The sequence below is a fragment of the Streptomyces sp. NPDC093018 genome (genome assembly GCF_040684035.1).
Taxonomy (GTDB): Bacteria; Actinomycetota; Actinomycetes; order Streptomycetales; family Streptomycetaceae; genus Streptomyces; species Streptomyces murinus.
The window spans coordinates 1-16951 of the sequence record NZ_JBFBFF010000007.1 but is presented as its reverse complement, the minus strand read 5'-3'; the positions used below and the strand labels follow the sequence as shown (position 1 = coordinate 16951).

At 69.7% G+C, this 16951-nt stretch carries 14 protein-coding genes; 6 read left to right on the top strand and 8 right to left on the bottom strand.

The annotated features are described in order from the left end of the window. The first annotated feature begins 60 nt into the window (after positions 1–60). The 5 genes from AB0N90_RS17635 to AB0N90_RS17615 are packed head-to-tail and all read left to right on the top strand — an operon-like array spanning position 61 to position 5901. Positions 61–585, top strand: a complete 525-nt coding sequence (locus tag AB0N90_RS17635) for a (2Fe-2S)-binding protein (RefSeq protein ID WP_365197427.1) — start codon at positions 61–63, stop codon at positions 583–585. Further along, positions 582–2963 carry a molybdopterin cofactor-binding domain-containing protein gene (locus AB0N90_RS17630; RefSeq protein ID WP_365197424.1) on the top strand — a complete coding sequence of 794 codons (2382 nt, stop codon included), beginning with the start codon at positions 582–584 and terminating at the stop codon, positions 2961–2963. Before AB0N90_RS17635 ends, AB0N90_RS17630 begins: the two co-directional genes overlap by 4 nt. Then, the gene (locus tag AB0N90_RS17625) at positions 2960–3814 is read left to right on the top strand and encodes a xanthine dehydrogenase family protein subunit M (protein ID WP_365197421.1); all 855 of its coding nucleotides are present in this window, start codon (positions 2960–2962) and stop codon (positions 3812–3814) included. Before AB0N90_RS17630 ends, AB0N90_RS17625 begins: the two co-directional genes overlap by 4 nt. Positions 3815–3829: 15 nt before the next feature. Next, a complete protein-coding gene (locus tag AB0N90_RS17620; RefSeq protein ID WP_365197419.1) occupies positions 3830–4705 on the top strand; it encodes a MoxR family ATPase in 876 nt (291 codons plus the stop codon). Positions 4706–4746: 41 nt separating this feature from the next. Further along, a complete protein-coding gene (locus AB0N90_RS17615) occupies positions 4747–5901 on the top strand; it encodes a VWA domain-containing protein (protein ID WP_365198041.1) in 1155 nt (384 codons plus the stop codon). Positions 5902–6028: 127 nt separating this feature from the next. Here the strand turns inward: AB0N90_RS17615 and AB0N90_RS17610 are convergent, their stop codons facing one another. The 8 genes from AB0N90_RS17610 to coaD all read right to left on the bottom strand — a co-directional run bounded on the left by AB0N90_RS17610 (position 6029) and on the right by coaD (position 13640). Further along, a complete protein-coding gene (locus tag AB0N90_RS17610) occupies positions 6029–6625 on the bottom strand; it encodes a GNAT family N-acetyltransferase (RefSeq protein WP_365197416.1) in 597 nt (198 codons plus the stop codon). A gap of 22 nt (positions 6626–6647) precedes the next feature. Then, positions 6648–7148 (bottom strand): metallophosphoesterase, encoded by a 501-nt coding sequence (locus AB0N90_RS17605; protein WP_365197413.1) that lies wholly within the window; start codon positions 7146–7148, stop codon positions 6648–6650. A gap of 100 nt (positions 7149–7248) precedes the next feature. After that, positions 7249–9546 (bottom strand): pyridoxal-phosphate dependent enzyme, encoded by a 2298-nt coding sequence (locus AB0N90_RS17600; RefSeq protein ID WP_365197411.1) that lies wholly within the window; start codon positions 9544–9546, stop codon positions 7249–7251. 2 nt (positions 9547–9548) lie between these two features. Further along, positions 9549–10466, bottom strand: coding sequence for a kinase (locus AB0N90_RS17595; RefSeq protein WP_365197408.1), 918 nt, complete (start codon positions 10464–10466; stop codon positions 9549–9551). 13 nt (positions 10467–10479) lie between these two features. Then, positions 10480–11985 carry a lyase family protein gene (locus tag AB0N90_RS17590; RefSeq protein ID WP_365197406.1) on the bottom strand — a complete coding sequence of 502 codons (1506 nt, stop codon included), beginning with the start codon at positions 11983–11985 and terminating at the stop codon, positions 10480–10482. Next, positions 11975–12097 (bottom strand): hypothetical protein, encoded by a 123-nt coding sequence (locus tag AB0N90_RS17585; protein ID WP_365197403.1) that lies wholly within the window; start codon positions 12095–12097, stop codon positions 11975–11977. The genes AB0N90_RS17590 and AB0N90_RS17585 overlap by 11 nt, the downstream gene beginning before the upstream one ends. Positions 12098–12191: 94 nt before the next feature. Beyond that, the gene (locus AB0N90_RS17580; protein ID WP_361681522.1) at positions 12192–13118 is read right to left on the bottom strand and encodes an ornithine carbamoyltransferase; all 927 of its coding nucleotides are present in this window, start codon (positions 13116–13118) and stop codon (positions 12192–12194) included. 51 nt (positions 13119–13169) lie between these two features. Next, the gene (gene coaD / locus AB0N90_RS17575; RefSeq protein WP_365197400.1) at positions 13170–13640 is read right to left on the bottom strand and encodes a pantetheine-phosphate adenylyltransferase; all 471 of its coding nucleotides are present in this window, start codon (positions 13638–13640) and stop codon (positions 13170–13172) included. 435 nt (positions 13641–14075) lie between these two features. On the opposite strand from coaD, the gene AB0N90_RS17570 reads away from it, so the two are divergent. Next, the coding region (locus AB0N90_RS17570; protein ID WP_365197397.1) for an amino acid adenylation domain-containing protein at positions 14076–16951 on the top strand (2876 nt) is incomplete at its 3' end.

The window sequence follows — 16951 nt, the reverse complement described above, 5'->3', positions numbered from 1 at the left end:
TGACCTATATCATGCCGGACCGGCTGATATCGACGCCTGCCCGCACGGTCTGGAGGGCGCATGACGCACATCAAGGTGAACGTGGACGGCACGATCTACGAGGACGACGTGGAGCCGCGGCTGCTCCTCGTCCACTATCTGCGTGACCGCCTCGGTCTGACCGGCACCCCGATCGGCTGCGACACCTCCAACTGCGGGGCGTGCACGGTCGACCTGGACGGCGCGACCGCCAAGAGCTGCTCGGTACTGGCCGTCCAGGCGGACGGATGCGCGGTGACGACCGTGCAGGGCCTGGCGGAGAACGGCGCGTGGACGCCGCTCCAGCGCGCCTTCCACGAGCAGCACGGACTCCAGTGCGGCTACTGCACGCCCGGCATGATCATGGCGGCGCGCGATCTCCTGCGGGAGAACCCGCACCCCACCGCCGAGGAGGTGCGCGGCGCCCTGGAGGGCAATCTCTGCCGCTGCACGGGCTACCAGAACATCGTCCGCGCGGTGCTCGCCGCGGCCGGGCAGCAGGACGGCTCCGGGACGCGGGCTCAGGCCCCCTGCGGACAGCAGGTCACCGAGGAGGTCACGGCATGACCGAGCAGGCCGTGGCGGGCGAGGCCGGCACCGGACGGGAGGTCGGCCGGTCCCGGCTGCGCAAGGAGGACGCCCGGCTGATCACCGGCCAGACCACCTGGACCGACAACATCCAGGTCGCCGGAATGCTGCATCTGGCCGTGCTGCGCAGCCCGATGGCGCACGCCCGTATCACCCGCGTCGATGTCGCCCCCGCGCTCGAACGCCCCGGTGTCCTCGCGGCGTTCAGCGGCGCGGATCTCGCCGAGGGCCTCGGCTCGCTGCCCTGTGCGTGGCCGGTGACCGAGGACATCGTGCTGCCCGACCATCCGCCGATCGCGGTGGAGGAGGTCCGCTACGCGGGCGACCCGGTGGCCGTCGTCGTCGCCCGCGACCGGTACGCGGCGGCCGACGCGCTGGAGGCGATCGAGGTCGACTACGACCCGCTGCCCCCGGTCCTCGATCTGGAGGACGCGCTCGCCGAGGGCGCCCCGCTGGTCCACTCCGACAAGGGCACCAACCGCTGCTACACCTGGCCGCTGGCCACCGGCGAGAGCTTCGAGGCGGTGCGCGAGCGCGCCGAGGTGACGGTCAAGAGGCGCTACCACCAGCAGCGGCTCATCCCCGACGCCATGGAGCCGCGCGCGGTCGTGGTCACCCCGCTGGCCGCCTCCGGCGAGTACACCATGTACTCCGCCACCCAGATCCCGCACATCCTGCGGATCATGCTCGCGACGGTCACCGGCATCCCCGAGCACAAGCTGCGGGTGATCGCCCCGGACGTCGGCGGCGGCTTCGGCTCCAAGCTGCAGGTGTACGGCGAGGAGGTGCTGGCCCTCGCGGTCGCCCGGCGGCTGGGGCGGCCGGTGAAGTGGACCGAGTCCCGCTCCGAGGGCCACCTGGCCACCCACCACGGGCGCGGCATGATCCAGGACATCGAGGTCGCGGCCACCCGGGAGGGCCGGCTGCTCGGTCTGAAGGTGGACCTGCTCGCGGACATGGGCGCCTATCTGATGCTGGTGACACCGGGCATCCCGATCCTGGGCGCGTTCATGTACCCGGCGATCTACAAGATGGACTCCTACGAGTTCACCTGCACCGGCGTCTTCACCACCCGCACCCCCACCGACGCCTACCGGGGCGCCGGCCGCCCGGAGGCCACGTTCGCCATCGAGCGGATCATGGACGAGCTGGCCGCCGAACTGGGCCTGGACCCGGTGGAGTTGCGGCGCCGCAACTGGATCCGGCACGAGGAGTTCCCGTACACCACGATCGCCGGACTGACCTACGACAGCGGCGACTACGAGGCGGCGACCGCGAAGGCGCTCGCCCTGTTCGGCTACGACGGGCTCCGCGCCGAGCAGCGCGAGCGCGCCGGGCGCGGCGACCCGGTGCGCCTGGGCATCGGCGTGTCGACGTTCACGGAGATGTGCGGCCTGGCGCCGAGCCGGGTGCTGCGCGACCTGAGGTACGGCGCGGGCGGCTGGGAGGCGGCGAGCATCCGGATGCTGCCCACCGGCAAGGTCGAGGTGGTCACCGGGACCAGCCCGCACGGGCAGGGCCACGAGACCTGCTGGAGCCAGATCGCGGCGGACGTCCTCGGTGTGCCGTTCGAGGACGTCGAGGTGCTGCACGGCGACACCAGGTCCTGTCCGCAGGGCATGGACACCTACGGTTCGCGCTCGCTGGCCGTGGGCGGTGAGGCCGTGCACCGGGCGGCGACCACGGTGGTCGACAAGGCCCGCAAGGTGGCCGCACATCTGCTGGAGGCGAGCGAGCAGGACCTGGAGTTCCGGGAGGGCGTCTTCTCCGTGAAGGGCTCCCCCGAGGCCCGCAGGTCCATCCAGGAGATCGCCTTCGAGGCGTTCACCAATCACGATCTGCCCGACGGGGTGGAGCCGTCCATCAACGCCGAGCACGTGGTCGACCCGGAGAACTTCTCCTTCCCGCACGGCACCCATCTGTGCGCGGTCGAGGTCGACACCGAGACCGGGAGGACGCGGATCAGGTCGTACGTCTGCGTGGACGACGTCGGCCATGTGGTCAACCCGATGATCGTCGAGGGGCAGGTGCACGGCGGGCTCGCGCAGGGCATCGCGCAGGCGCTGTACGAGGAGGCCGTCTACGACGACGAGGGCAACCTGGTCTCCGGCAGCATGGCCGACTACCTCCTGCCCTCCGCCGCCGACCTGCCGGAGTTCGTGACCGACCGGACCGAGACCCCCGCGTCGTCCAACGCGCTCGGCGTCAAGGGGGTCGGCGAGGCCGGGACGATCGCCTCGACGCCCGCCGTGGTCAACGCCGTCGTGGACGCGCTGCGGCCGCTGGGCGTGACCGACGTACGGATGCCCTGCACCCCGGAACGGGTGTGGCGCGCGGTGAGGGAGGCGACGGCATGATTCCCCCGGCGTTCGAGTACGCCCGACCGGAGAGCGTCGAGGAGGCCGTACGGCTGCTCGGCGAGGCGGGTGACGAGGCGAAGGTGCTGGCCGGCGGGCAGAGCCTGCTGCCGCTGCTGCGGTTGCGGCTCGCCTTTCCCGAACTCGTCGTGGACGTGGGCCGGATCCCCGGTCTGCGCGGGGTCCGCGAGGACGGCGACATGCTGGCGATCGGCGCGCTCACCACGCATCACGAGGTGATCCACGACCCGCTGGTGCGCCGGCACGCCGGTCTGCTGGCGCAGGCGACGGCGACCGTCGCCGATCCGGCGGTACGGCACCGGGGCACGCTCGGCGGCGCGTTGGCGCACGCCGACCCGGCCGGCGATCTGCCGGCGATCGTATTGGCGCTGGACGGTGAACTGGTCGCCGTGGGCCCCGGCGGCCGACGCACCCTCCCGGCACGGGAGTTCTTCGTCGGCTACCTCCAATCCGCCCTCGCCCCGGATGAGTTGCTGGTGGAGGTGCGGTTGCCGAAGGCGGCCGGCTGGGGCTTCCACTACGAGAAGTTCCACCGGGTGGCGCAGTCCTGGGCGATCGTCGGGGTCGCCGCGCTGGTGCGCCGGGAGAACGGGCACATCGCCGAGGCGCGGGTCGGCCTGACCAACATGGGCGCGACCCCGCTGCGCGCGGCCGCGGCCGAGGCGGCGCTGGCCGGTGCCGACGGGCCGGAGGCGGTGGCGCGTGCCGCGCGGTCGGCGGCCGAGGGCGCGCGGCCGGGGCGGGACACGTCGGCCGCGCCCGACTACCGGGCGCATCTGGCCGAGGTGCTGACCAAGCGGGCGGTGCTGGCCGCCGCCGGGATGGGGTGAGCGCCGATCACCCGGATGGACGGCCCGGAACAGGTGCGGGCCCGCCTGGCGGAGACGGGGTATCTCGTCGACGAGGGGCTGGCCGTCACCTGCTACCTGGCGCTGAGGCTGCACCGGCCGCTGTTCTGCGAGGGCGACGCGGGCGTCGGCAAGACCGCGCTCGCCTCCGCCCTCGCCGAGGCGCTCGACGCGCCGCTGATCCGGTTGCAGTGCCATGAGGGCATCGATGCCTCGCAGGCCCTGTACGACTGGGACTTCCCGCGTCAGCTGCTGCATCTGCGCGCGGCGGAGGCGGCCGGGGTCAAGGACGCGGACCGGCTGGAGAGCGAGCTGTACGACCGGCGGTTCCTCGTCGCCCGGCCGCTGCTGCAGGCCCTCCAGAGGCAGCCGTCGGTGCTGCTGGTGGACGAGATCGACCGCGCCGACGACGAGTTCGAGGCGTTCCTGCTGGAGCTGCTGTCCGAGTACGCGGTGACGATCCCGGAACTGGGCACGCTGCGGGCCGAGGTGCCGCCGGTGGTGGTCCTCACCTCCAACCGGACCCGGGAGGTGCACGACGCGCTGAAGCGGCGGTGCCTGTACCACTGGTTCGACCATCCCGGCTTCGCCCGTGAACTGGCCATCGTGCGCCGCCGGTTGCCCAAGGTGTCGGCGCGCCTGGCCGAGCAGGTCACGGCTCTGGTCCAGGCGTTGCGCGGCGCGGATCTGGTGAAGCCTCCGGGGGTCGCGGAGACCATCGACTGGGCCGAGGCGCTGGATGCCCTGGGCGCCACGGAGGTGGACGCGGAGCTCGCCGTCTGCACGCTGGGTTCGGTCCTGAAGTACCGGGAGGACATGGACCGGGCCAGGGGTCTCGACCTGGCCGCGGTGCTGGCCGCGCGGGGAGTGTGAGCGCCGTGCCCGGCGAACGCGAGGAGACCGGGGAGGCCGGGGTGCCGGCTGCGGGGCTCGCCGGGCCGGATGCCGTACTGCTGGGCTTCGTACGGGCGTTGCGGGCGGCCGGTGTCGATGCGAGCGCCGAGCGGATGTACGCCTTCCTGCGGGCGGTGGCCGTGCTGCGGCCCGGGATGCGGGCGGACGTGTACGCGGCGGGGCGGGCGACGCTGTGCGGCGGGCCGGACGATCTGGAGCGCTATGAGCGGGTGTTCGCCGCCTACTTCGGCGCCGCCGAGGGCTCCCCTCCCCTGCCGGCGGTCCGCGGCCCTGCCCCGCCTCGGCCACGGCTGCGCGCGCGGGACGCGGCCGGTGGCAGCCGTACCCCCGGCGAACGCGATCCGCTGGGCCCGCCCACGGCGGCGCTCGCCAGCGCAACGGAGGTGCTGCGGCACCGTGACATCGCCGCGCTGGACGCCGCCGAGCGCGCCCAACTCCACCGGCTGCTGGCCGCGTTCGCGCTGCGCGGCGAGGTCCGGCGGTCCGCGCGGCGGCGGCCCGCGCGGCGCGGGGCGGTGGACCCCCGTCGTACCGTGCGCGAACTGCTGCGGCGCGGCGGCGAACCGGCCCGGCTGCGCCGGCACGCGCGCGTCGACCGGCCGCGCCGGGTGGTGCTGCTGGTGGACGTGAGCGGTTCGATGGCGCCGTACGCGGACGCGCTGCTGCGCTTCGCCCACGCGGCGGCGCGGGGCGGCCGTACGGAGGTCTTCACGATCGGCACGCGCCTGACCCGCGTGACACGCGAGCTGTCCCATCGCGACCCGGACCTGGCGATGGCGGCGGTCGCGGCGGCGGTGCCCGACTGGCGGGGCGGCACCCGGCTGGGCGAGCTGCTGCGCGAGTTCCTGAACCGCTGGGGGCAGCGGGGCATGGCGCGTGGCGCGGTCGTGGTGCTGCTCTCCGACGGCTGGGAGCGGGACGATCCCGCGCTGCTCGGCGCCCAGATGCGCCGGTTGCACGCGCTGGCGCACCGGGTGGTTTGGGCCAACCCCCGTAAGGCGCGGCCGGGTTACGCGCCGACGGCGGCGGGGATGGCGGCTGCGCTGCCGAGCGTGGACGTGTTCGTGGCGGGGCACAGCCTGGCGGCGCTGGAACGGCTCGCGGCGGTGGTGCGCGGGGCGGACACCGGTGCGGCGGCGGGGGCCGGGCGTTGATTCCCGATCCCGCGCTCCCGAGAAGCCTGTCATGGAGCCGCACCACGAGTTCGCCGCTGCGGCCCCGGCCCGCGCCGCTCGACATCGAGCGGGCCGCGCCGTGTCTGCCGGGGGGAGCGGCCGTCCGTCACACCTGCTCCGGGTCGCCCGCCACCCGTGCGTGCAGATGCTGGTCGTGCCAGCCGTCGGCGTGCAGCAGGGCGTCGCGCATCGTGCCCTCGAAGGTGAAGCCCGCCTTCTCGGCGACTCGGCAGGAGGCGGGGTTGGCGGTGGAGTGGCACAGACGGAGGCGGTGCAGGCCCAGGTCGTCGAGGGACCAGCGGGCGAGGCGCCGGGTCGCGGCGTGGGCGAGGCCGGCGCCGCGGGCCTCGGGCAGCAGCCAGTAGACGAGTTCCGCGGCGCCGCCCGCGAGGTCGATGTCGTTGAGCCCGATCAGTCCGATCGCGGGGCCGCCGGTCCTGGCGACGGCCCAGACGGCGCCGGTCTCGGCCCGCCACCGCTCGTGCATCCGCTCGATCCGGCGCCGGGCGTCGGCGTGGTCGGCCACGGTGAACAGGTTCCACCGCCGGATCGCCGGATCCTGCGCGGCGGCCAGCAGCGCGTCGGCGTCGTCCGGGCTCCAGGGCCGCAGCTCGACGCCCTCCCCGAGGCCGAGAACGGGCTGCCCGCCGTCGGCCATGCGGCCCGCGGGTACGACGTCGGGTATGCCAGCGCTGGAGATCATCCGGTGATCATCGCACGCCGTACTACCCCTGGGGCAGCCGGTGCAGGGTCACCCCGGCGAGCGTCCCGCCCGCGATCTCGGCCGTCATATAGGTGCGGTACGGCTGGCGGCGGCGGTCGGTCGGCGAGCCGGGGTTGAGCAGCCGGAGTCCGCCGGGGGCCGTGCTGTCCCAGGGGATGTGGCTGTGCCCGAACACCAGCACGTCCAGGTCGGGGAAGCGCGCGGCGCAACGGGCCTCGCGGCCCTGCGCGGATCCGGTCTCGTGCACCGCCGCGAAGCGCAGGCCGTCGAGTTCGGCGTACGCCACCTCGGGCAGCCGGGCGCGCAGTCCGGGCCCGTCGTTGTTGCCGTACACCCCGATCAGCCGGCGGCTGCGGCTCTCCAGCAGATCCAGTGTGGCGGTGTCCACCCAGTCCCCGGCGTGGAACACGACGTCCGCGCGCGGGAGTTCGGCCAGCAAGGCCTCCGGGAGCCGCTTGGCGCGCCGGGGCAGATGGGTGTCGGACATGAGCAGGAGTCGCACGGCTTCAGCCTAACGAGTTGTGCGCGAAAACAGGTGAAGTGTCCACCTACTCCCGGTCTACGGCCTACCAGGCGCACGGTACGCGAGCAGAGTGAGGGTGTCACCGCACGGTTCGCGCACCGGGATTCTCGCCGTCGGGCGACTCGTCGTCGACGCGAATGCGAATACGGTCCCGCGCGGCGTCGAGCGTCCGGGTGACCATCGCGGGGGTATCGCCTGCGGCGATGATGTAACCGATGCGCCCGTAGGCGTTCTCGGCCCGTTTCACGGCGGTACCCGGGCGCACTGTCACGGCGACTTTGGTGACGCCAGGCGTGGCCGAGGCCGCCTCGACACCCTCCACACCGCTCAGCACGCCCGCGCGGTCCGGCAGCAGGAACCGGATCACGGCGTGACCGTGGCGCGTGGCCGTAAGGTCCACCGGCAGGCCCGTCGCGGCGCGCAGTTGCTGCTCCAGCAGATCGGAACCGATCGCCTGCCGTATCAGCTCCGGGATCATGCCGCCTGCCAGCCGGGGGTTGATCTCCAGAACGCGTGGACCGGACGCGGTGAGCTTGACTTCGGTGTGGACGGCACCCGAACGCCAGCCCACCGCACCGAGCGCGGTGATCACGGTCTCGGCCAACTCGCTCGCGGCACCGGCAGGCAACGGCGCGGGGAAGACGTGACCGGTCTCGACGAAGTACGGTCCGGCCGTGACGGATTTGGCGGTCACGCCGACGCAGGTGGTGACGCCGTCGTGGGTGAAGGTCTCCACGCTGTATTCGTCGCCCTGGACGAACTCCTCCACCAATACGGTTCGGGCGGTCGGTTGGCCGCGGACGTTCGTGCGCACCGCGAGGATGCGCGAAGCCATGTCCCTGGCCTCGTCCACGTCGATGCAGAGCCTGACGTTGTTCGAGCCCGAGTCGTCGGACGGCTTGACCACACAGGGCAGGCCGACCTCGGCGACGGCCTTGGCCACTTCGTCGACGTCCTTGACCACGGCGTAGTTGGGCTGCCCGATTCCCGCCGCCCAGAGGACCCCACGGGTCACGTCTTTGTTCCGGCAGGCGGCGACCGCGTCGGCCGAATTGCCGGGCAGGTCGAGCCACTCGGTCAACTCCGCGGTGGTGGGCACGTAGAAGTCGCTCGTGGTGGTCAGTCCGGCGATGTCCTGGCGGGGAAAGCGCTCCTGGATCACGGTGCGCAGTTCCGCGGGCGAGTTCGTGTCGCAGACGACGATCTCGCTTCCGGTCTCCTCAAGTCCGGCGTACCGCTCGGGTCTGCCGGTGATCAGCACCGGACGCAGCCCCAGTTCGCGCGCGGTACGCAGCGCCTCCATTCCCGTGCCGGTCGTGTTGGACTCGATGAAGATCAGGAATTTGCCCGCCTTGCCGGCCCTCGGAAGAGTGGCACGCGACCATTGGGTCACCGCGGTGCCGTATTCGACCGGCCGGGGCTCGGTGGCCAGGGGGAGGTCGGTCACGCGGTGTTCGTCCCAGTACTCGTCGCTGTAGACGGTGTCGATGTAGCGATCGCCCCGGTCGGGGAAGATTCCGACGATCCGGCTGCCCGGCGTCGCGCGAGCGGCGACCTCGGTGAGCACGCGATACACCGAGCCGGACGTGTTGCCCGCGAAGATGCCCTGCTCCCGCACCAGGGCCCTGGTCGCGGCGAATGCCTCGTGATCGTTGAGCCAGTGCACCTCGTCGATGACGTCGCGGTCCAGATTGTTCGGTGACAGACTGTTGCCCAGGCCGCTCTGCAGTCGGCCGGGAGAGTCCGGCTGATCGAACAGCGCGCTCCCGACGCAGTCGACACCGACGGATCGCAGGCTCGGGAAGGTCTTGCGCAGCTCGCGGGTCGAACCACACAGGGAGCCGCCTGAGCCGACCGCGCCCACCAGGACGTCGACGGTCCCGAGGTCGTCGATCAATTCCTGCGCGAGTGGCCGATAGGCGCGCGGGTTGTCCGGATTGGTGTACTGACGCGGCCAGAACGCCCCTGGCAGGTCCCGCATCAGCTCCGCGAGACGCTCCAGCCTGGCGGACTGCCAGCCTTGCCCGGTCATCGACCGCACTATGTGGACATGCGCGTCCAGGCAGCGCAGTTTCGCCAGGGTGACGGGATCGATCCTGGGATCGGTCACGATGTGGACCGGATGTCCCAGGGACCGCCCCACCAAGGCCACACCGAGGGCCAGTGTCCCGGAGGAGCTCTCCACGATGGGCGCCCCTGGCTCGAGCGCTCCGATGCGGCGTGCCTCCTCCACCACGCTCTTGGCCACCCGGTCCTTCATGGCGAACGGGTTGGCGAGTTCCAGCTTCGCGTACACCTCGGTGCCCTCGGGTACGTCGAGCGCGAGGCGCACGAGCGGGGTGTGCCCGATCATGTCGCGAGCGGACTGAAAGAGCATCGTCACATCCTCTGGTGATGGGTCAGATGGAGAGCACCCAGGCGACTCCAGTCGTCGTCCTCATGCCCGAGCGATCGGTAGACGGCGGTCGTACCCGGCAGTGCGGCGCAGCCGGCCAGGGCCGCTTCGGTCTTGGCCGCCGCGTCGGGGTCGGCGTGGTCGATCAGAATGCCGAGCACCGTTCCGCTGTGTGCGCACACCACGCCCAGTGCGCCGATCTTCCCGGACAGTCGCCGCAGCTCGGCCAGGAAGCGGCGTGGATTCAGGCGGGCGTTGAGCTCGGCGCTGCGGGTGGCGACTCGCCCGACCTCCGGCAGATCACCGGCATGTATCGCGGTACCGAGCGCCGTCCGGAGGCGGGCGTACTCGCGGCGTTCCTCGTCGGTGTGGACTCTCGCGGCCCCGTTGTACTGCACCGTGTCGACCTGGCCACCTTCGTCGTGCGCGACGATGATCATGGACGGCAGGGTGCCCAGCCTTTCCCGCACGCGCACGTTGCGATGGTCGAAGTCGACGATCTCGTCGTACATCACGCCGTCGGACGGTTCGATTTCCCGCATCAGCGACTCGATGTCCTCAGCGCGGAAACGCGTTCCGACCGCGGCCGCGACGGCGCGGGCGGTGGCGACCAGGTCCGCCGATGAGCTGGCCAGCCCCTTCCCCTCCGGCAGCTCGCCGTGGAGAATCAGCTGCCCGCCGCCGCCCACGCCCGCGAAACGCAGCGCCGACATCGCGAGGCGGCCGGCCTTCCACTTGTGGACGGGGTGCACGTCGACACTCGTGGAGCCGGGCGCGTACCGGAAGGACGCGGTGTTCCACGCCGCCACGGGGCAGGTCACCATGAAGTGCTGTCCCGAGTGGACAGTGCCTTGCAGCAGCTCTCCGAATGTGCCGAACGACCGGCCGGTGCCCTGGGCCACACCGGTGGACCGCTCACTCGCCCTCGTGTCCGAACTGGACAACTTCGTTGCCTCCCCCTTGGCTTTGCGCCTTCCGACGACCCCACTCACGCGCAAGTCGTTCGAGTTCCCGCTCTTGATCCGCGAGCACCTCACCGACGGCCTGCGGATGGGTCGATCCCGCTGAGTTCATCGACCCCAGAGCTCCCGCCACCTCGAATACGCCACGCAGCAGTGCGTTCGGGTCGGTCAGACGGCGTCCGCTTTCGGCTGCGGCTGTGGTCAGAAGACCAGGATCCGCCTGTGCCGGCTCAAGGCCCGCGTCCATGGCCATCACGATGTACCGTCCCGCGATCACCTGCGCGAGGCGCCACGGCACACCCTCGTCGAGGGTGAGGCGGTTCGCCAGCGCGAAGCCGCCCAGAAACTCCTTCTCACATGCGCGGGCCATCCGGTCGACATCGAATCGCGCGTTGTCCAGCACCACCGTGAACAGACGCAGCGCGCTTTCGAACGCGTCGAAGGCTCGCGGCAGTTCCGTGCCGGCCTCCTTGGAGACCTCGACGGAGTTGGAGAACGCGGTGTTGCGCTGTCCGAGCACCGTGTCGAGGTGTGTCGAGGACAGATGTGCCAGGCGTCCCCGAATGCGCTCCAGAATGGGGAAGTTCTTCTTCTGCGGCATCGCGGAGGAGATTCCGGACAGCTCGTCCGGCAGATCCAGGAACCCGTAGGCACTGCTGCCCCAGGCCATCAGGTCGGTGACGAACCGGCTCAGCTGCACACCGAGGATCTCGAACTCGCCGGTGATCTCGACGGTCCAGCCCCGATACGCGACAGAGGTCAGCGCGAGCGGCTGCACCCGCTGGAAACCCAGTGATCGCGCAAGGCGTTGGCGGTCCCACGGCAAGGTCTGGCCCGACATCGCCCCCGCTCCCAGAGGGCAGGCGTCGATGCTGTCATAGGTGAACAGGAGTCGGCGCGACGCGTGTTGCGCTTGTTCGGACAAAGCGGCGAGGTAGAAGCCGGGCGAGATGATCTGTGCTGCCTGCAGATGCGTGTAGCCGGGCATCGGGTGTTCGGTGTGACACCCGGCGAGCCGGTGCGCGGCACGGCCGAACTCCAGCAGTGTCGCGGCGGCTTCGAGCAGACGGGAACGTCCGAAGAGCAACTGCGCACACGCTTGGTAGTCGTTGCGGCTGCGATCGACGTGCCAGGCCGGAACCGGCTCACTGAGGCCGTCCTCGACCTGCCGTTCCAGCGTGAAGGCCATGTCGCTCATGCTGGCCGCGCTCCGCTCGGTCATCGAGTCGCGATCGACCGAGTCCAGGAGCGTGTCGATCTCGCGAGCACTTCCCTCGGCGAGAATTCCCATGCGGACGTACTCCGTGACCAGGGCTTTCTCGATCGCCACGTAGTGCGGCAGCAGATTATGCACTTCTGCGTCGAACTGCGGATTCAGCACCTCGGTGCGCAGCAAATGACTCGGCCCGGCACTCACGCGTCCGCTCAGTCGAGTCGGCCGCGCTTTTTCAACAGGCATCGCGGTCCATTCCTCTTTCGGTCTCGATGGCCGTGATCGCGATAAGCCGGCCGATGGCCGGGTCCCTCGACGCCATGTCGACGATCTCGGTCTCGGGTACGTCCGCGTTCATTTCCCCCCTTGCCCGCACAGCGCCCGGGGCCGCACTGGTCATCCCCGCCGGCACCGGCCCCCCTGCTCACTCCTTGACGGTCATTCGAGCGGATTCAGCGAACTTCGCTCGTCATGCACCATTCCAGTACGGCCATGGCCGCGGTCATCTTGTGATGCGCCTGGCGCCATGCCCGGCTCTGCGCTCCGTCGAGGACGTCGTCGGTGACTTCCTGGCCGCGCACGGCGGGCAGGTCGTGAAGGAAGACGGTGTGCCGTGCGCCGACCCGGTCCAAGAACTCGCCGTCAATGCGGAACCCCTCGAATGCGGTGAGCCAATTCGCGTCCTCTTTGGCCACCCCCATGGTCTGCCAGCGGCTCGTGTAGACGGCGTCGACAGGTCCCTTTACTTCCGCCGGGCTGGTGATCTGTTCGACCTGGGCGCGTCCGCCGGCAAGGCGGTCAGCGGTGGCGAGAACCTCGTCCGGCACCTCGTACCCGGCAGGGCACAGCAATGTGAGCCGCAACCCCGGTGTGAGAGCCGCGGCGAGTGCGAGGGCGGAGCCGGAGCTGTTCCCTTCGCCGACGCACAGCACATGTCGCGCGTCCAGGCTGCCGAATTCCTCGGTGAGCGTGGCGAGGTCGGCTATGGCCTGGGTGGGGTGCTCCTCGATGCTGAGCGCGTTGACGACGGCGAGGCGGTTGCTCGAGCCAAGTCTGCGCATCTCCTCGACCGGCCCGTTGGTACGGACGACCAGGGCGTCCAGGTACTGACCGAGCACCCTCGCCGTGTCCTCAAGGGTCTCTCCGGTGGCGAGTTGGAGGTCGCTCGGGCCGTAGGTGATGGTGTCCGCGCCAAGGCGGGTCGCCCCCGACCAGAAGGACGTTCGGGTACGGGTCGACGACTTGCTGAAGTAGATGCCGACGGCGCGCCCGGCGAGCGTCCGCTCCCGGACACCCTCGCGACCGAATCGCACAGCGCGTCCAACGATGCGCGCCAGGTCGTCCGGGGTGAGGTCGGACAAAGAGATCAGATTGCGCATGACGGTGTTTCGTCCCCCTAGAGAAGTGCCGTGCCACACGTTCACCCTCTCTCAGGTGACGTTGTGCTTCATTCTGCCCAGCAACGCCGGCGGGATCAGGTGAGACACATCGCCACCCAGTTCGAGGATTTCCCTGACCAGGCTGGATGAGACGCTGTATTTCTGGTTCATCATGAAGAATGCGGTTTCGACCCTCGCAAGACTGTAATTCATCTGCGCCATCTGCAATTCGCTCTGGAAGTCGCTGATCGTGCGCAGCCCCCTGACGACCAGCGCAAAATTCTCCTTTTTGCAGTAGTCCACGAGCAGTCCGTCAAACGATTCCACACTCACGTTGCCCAGGCCCGCGGTCACTTCACGGAGCATGTCCATGCGTTCTTCCGAGGTAAACCGACATTTCTTGTTGATGTTGACCAGCACGCTCACCACCACATGGTCGTACACAGCGGCGGCGCGCCCGATTATGTCGATATGCCCATTTGTGACTGGGTCGAATGAGCCCGGGTAGACCACACGTTTCATGGTGTCGGACCGTATCAAAGGCGGCGGCCCCATGGACCGTGGAACCTACCTTGATCAAGAGTGACCCACGTCATACAGGAAACCTACTTGCGTTCACTGTCGATCTCGATATAGGAAGATCCCGCTTGCTTCTGCTTATGTTCTGAGAGGCACACGGGGGGCGTCATGGGGGCGACTGCTGCTTGCGGTCGAAATTTTTGCTGTGGGCACACAGCTCTTCACGTGCGCGGCAGATCACCGCGGCACCGGGTTATTCAAAGAGCCCCGCTGACGACGGCCTGACCGAAGCACGGCCGGGGACCGCTTCGGCGGTATGCGGCATTCTGTGGCGTTCTCTGCGGGCGCTATCTCTTTCTGCCTCGACAAGGCGCCGACCTCTGATCACGACGCACTGCGATTCGTCTGACTTCACTGGGAACCGACACTGGCGCAACGGTGTGCGTGGGCACGCCGGGTGTGGCCGTGACTGGTCCGATTATCTGGGGGGTTGTTGTGTTCCCGTTGTCCTTCGCTCAGCGACGGCTATGGTTTCTTGGCCAGTTGGAGGGGCCTGGGGCGACGTACAACGTGCCGTTCGGGTTGCGCCTTGTCGGGGACCTGGACCCGCCGGCCTTGCAGGCGGCGCTGAACGACGTGGTGGAGCGGCATGAAGCGCTGCGGTGCATCTTCCCGGAGCGGGACGGGGTGCCGCGGCAGGAGGTGCTGCGGCCGGACCAGGCACGCATCGAGCTGCGGCTGAGTGATGTGACCGCTGACGAGCTGCCGCGAGTGATGAGCGAGGCGGCGGCGCGTCCTTTTGATCTGGCGTGCGACATTCCGACGCGGGCGTGGCTGTTCCGGCTGGCGCCCCAGGAGCATGTGCTGGTCCTGCTACTGCATCACATCGCCTGTGACGGCTGGTCGTTGGCGCCGCTGACGCGGGACTTGGGTCAGGCGTACCAGGCGCGGTGCAGGGGGACGGCTCCGGAATGGGTGCCGTTGCCGGTGCAGTACAGCGATTACACGCTGTGGCACGAGGAGTTGGTGGCGCAGGTCGGGCCGGAACAACTGGAGTACTGGCGCCGGGCGCTGGCGGGGGCGCCACCGGAGTTGACGTTGCCGGTCGACAGGCCGTACCCGGCTGATCCGACGCACCACGGCGGGCTGGCCTCTTTCACCCTCGACGCCGAGTCGCACCGGGCGTTGACGCGGCTGGGGCAAGCGCAGGGCGCCAGCCTGTTCATGGTGCTGCAGGCCGGGCTGGCGGTCTGGTTGCAGCGGCACGGCGCGGGAGACGACATCGTGCTCGGCACCGCGGTGGCGGGGCGGACCGATGAGGCGCTGGAGGACCTGGTCGGGTTCTTCGTGAACACGCTGGTGCTGCGGACCGATCTGTCGGGGGATCCGTCCTTCGCGGAGTTGCTGCGTCGGGTCCGTGAGACGGATCTGGGCGCGTACCGCAATCAGGACGTCCCGTTCGACCTGGTGGTGGAGGATCTGGCTCCGCACCGGTCGGCGGCCCGGCAGCCATTGTTCCAGGTGATGCTGGTGCTGCAGTCCGACACACTCGACTGGCCGCAGTCCGCTGATCTGGCCGTGTCCCGGGAACAGATCCGCACAGAGGTCGCGAAGTTCGACCTCGTGGTCAGCTTCACCGAGGTGTTCGACGCCACCGGCGCGCCCGCAGGGATCACCGGCCAGATCGAGTACGCGACCGACATCTTCGATCAGACCACTGTGGACTCGCTCGCGGACCACCTGATGCGTGTCCTGCGGTGGGTGGCGGCCGAACCACAGTCCCGGATCACCGGGATCGACCTGCTTTCCGACCACGAACGACATACGACCCTCGTCGAATGGAACGGCGCCGCGGTAGAGGTACCACGGCAGCGCGTCCACGAACTGTTCGAAGCCCAGGTGCGCCGCACCCCCACGGCCACCGCCGTGGTCTTCGAAGACACCGAGATCTCCTACGAAGAGCTCGACACCCGCGCCAACCGCCTGGCACACCACCTCATCGACCACGGAGTAGGCACGGACGACGTGGTCGGCGTCCACCTGAATCGCGGAGTGGAGATGGTGGTCACGGTGCTGGCCGTGCTCAAGGCCGGTGGCGCCTACACGATGCTGGACACCGGCTTTCCCGTCGACCGGCTGCTTTCAGTGGTCGAGGATGCCGGCGCCCGTGTGGTCATTGCCGATTCGGCGGTGGCCGGTCAGGCTTCCTGGCCCGGTGTGAGCTTTGTCCGGGTGGACTCCGCAGCGGAGCGGATCAGGCAGCAGGCGGACTTTGGCCCCGCGGTGGCCGGGGATCCGGAGTCCGCGGCGTGTGTGATGTTCACGTCGGGCTCGACAGGCCGGCCCAAGGGAGTGCTCACTCCCCACCGGGCTCTGGTGGGGACGTTCATCGGTCAGGACTATGTGGACTACGGGCCTGATCAGGTGTGGCTGCAGACCTCGCCGGTGTCGTGGGACGGTTTCGCCGTGGAGTTGCTCGCGCCACTGCTCGCCGGAGCCACGGTCGTGCTCTACCCGGAACCGAAGCTGGACGTCCCCGGCATCGTCCACGCGATCGACAGGCATGGCGTGACCGCCCTGCAGGTGTCGGCCAGTCTCTTCAACCTTCTGGTCGAACATCAACCAGAAGTCCTTCACAAGCTCCGTTACATCATGACGGCCGGCGAGGCCGCGTCAGTGGCACATGTGGCCGCGGCACTGCGGGAATCGGCAGGACTTCAGGTTCTCAACGGTTACGGCCCTGTCGAGAACATGGGACTTTCCACGACTCACCTGGCCACCAGTCGTGATGTCGGGCGCGGGGTCGTTCCGGTAGGACGGCCATTGGTGAACAAGCAGGTGTTCGTGCTGAACGAACACCTGCTTCCGGTGCCACCCGGCGTGGTGGGAGAGCTGTACGTGGCGGGTTCGGGTCTTGCCCGCGGCTACCTCAACCGGCCCGGACTGACCGCCGAACGGTTCGTCGCCAACCCCTGGGGCGACGGGGAACGCATGTACCGCACCGGTGATCTGGTCCGGTGGGACCATGACGGGCAGCTGGTGTTCGCGGGTCGTGCTGACGATCAGGTGAAGGTGCGGGGATTCCGTATCGAGCCGGGCGAGGTCGAGGCCACGCTGGCAGCGCATCCGGAAGTGGGCCGGGCCACCGTACTGGTCCGCGAGGACCGGCCGGGTGACAAACGTCTGGTCGCCTACGTGACACCGCGGAAGGACTGCCGACCGGACCCCGCCGACCTGCGCGGCTTCACGGCCCGGCGACTGCCGGAACACATGGTCCCATCGGCACTCATGGTGCTCGACGCACTGCCGCTGAC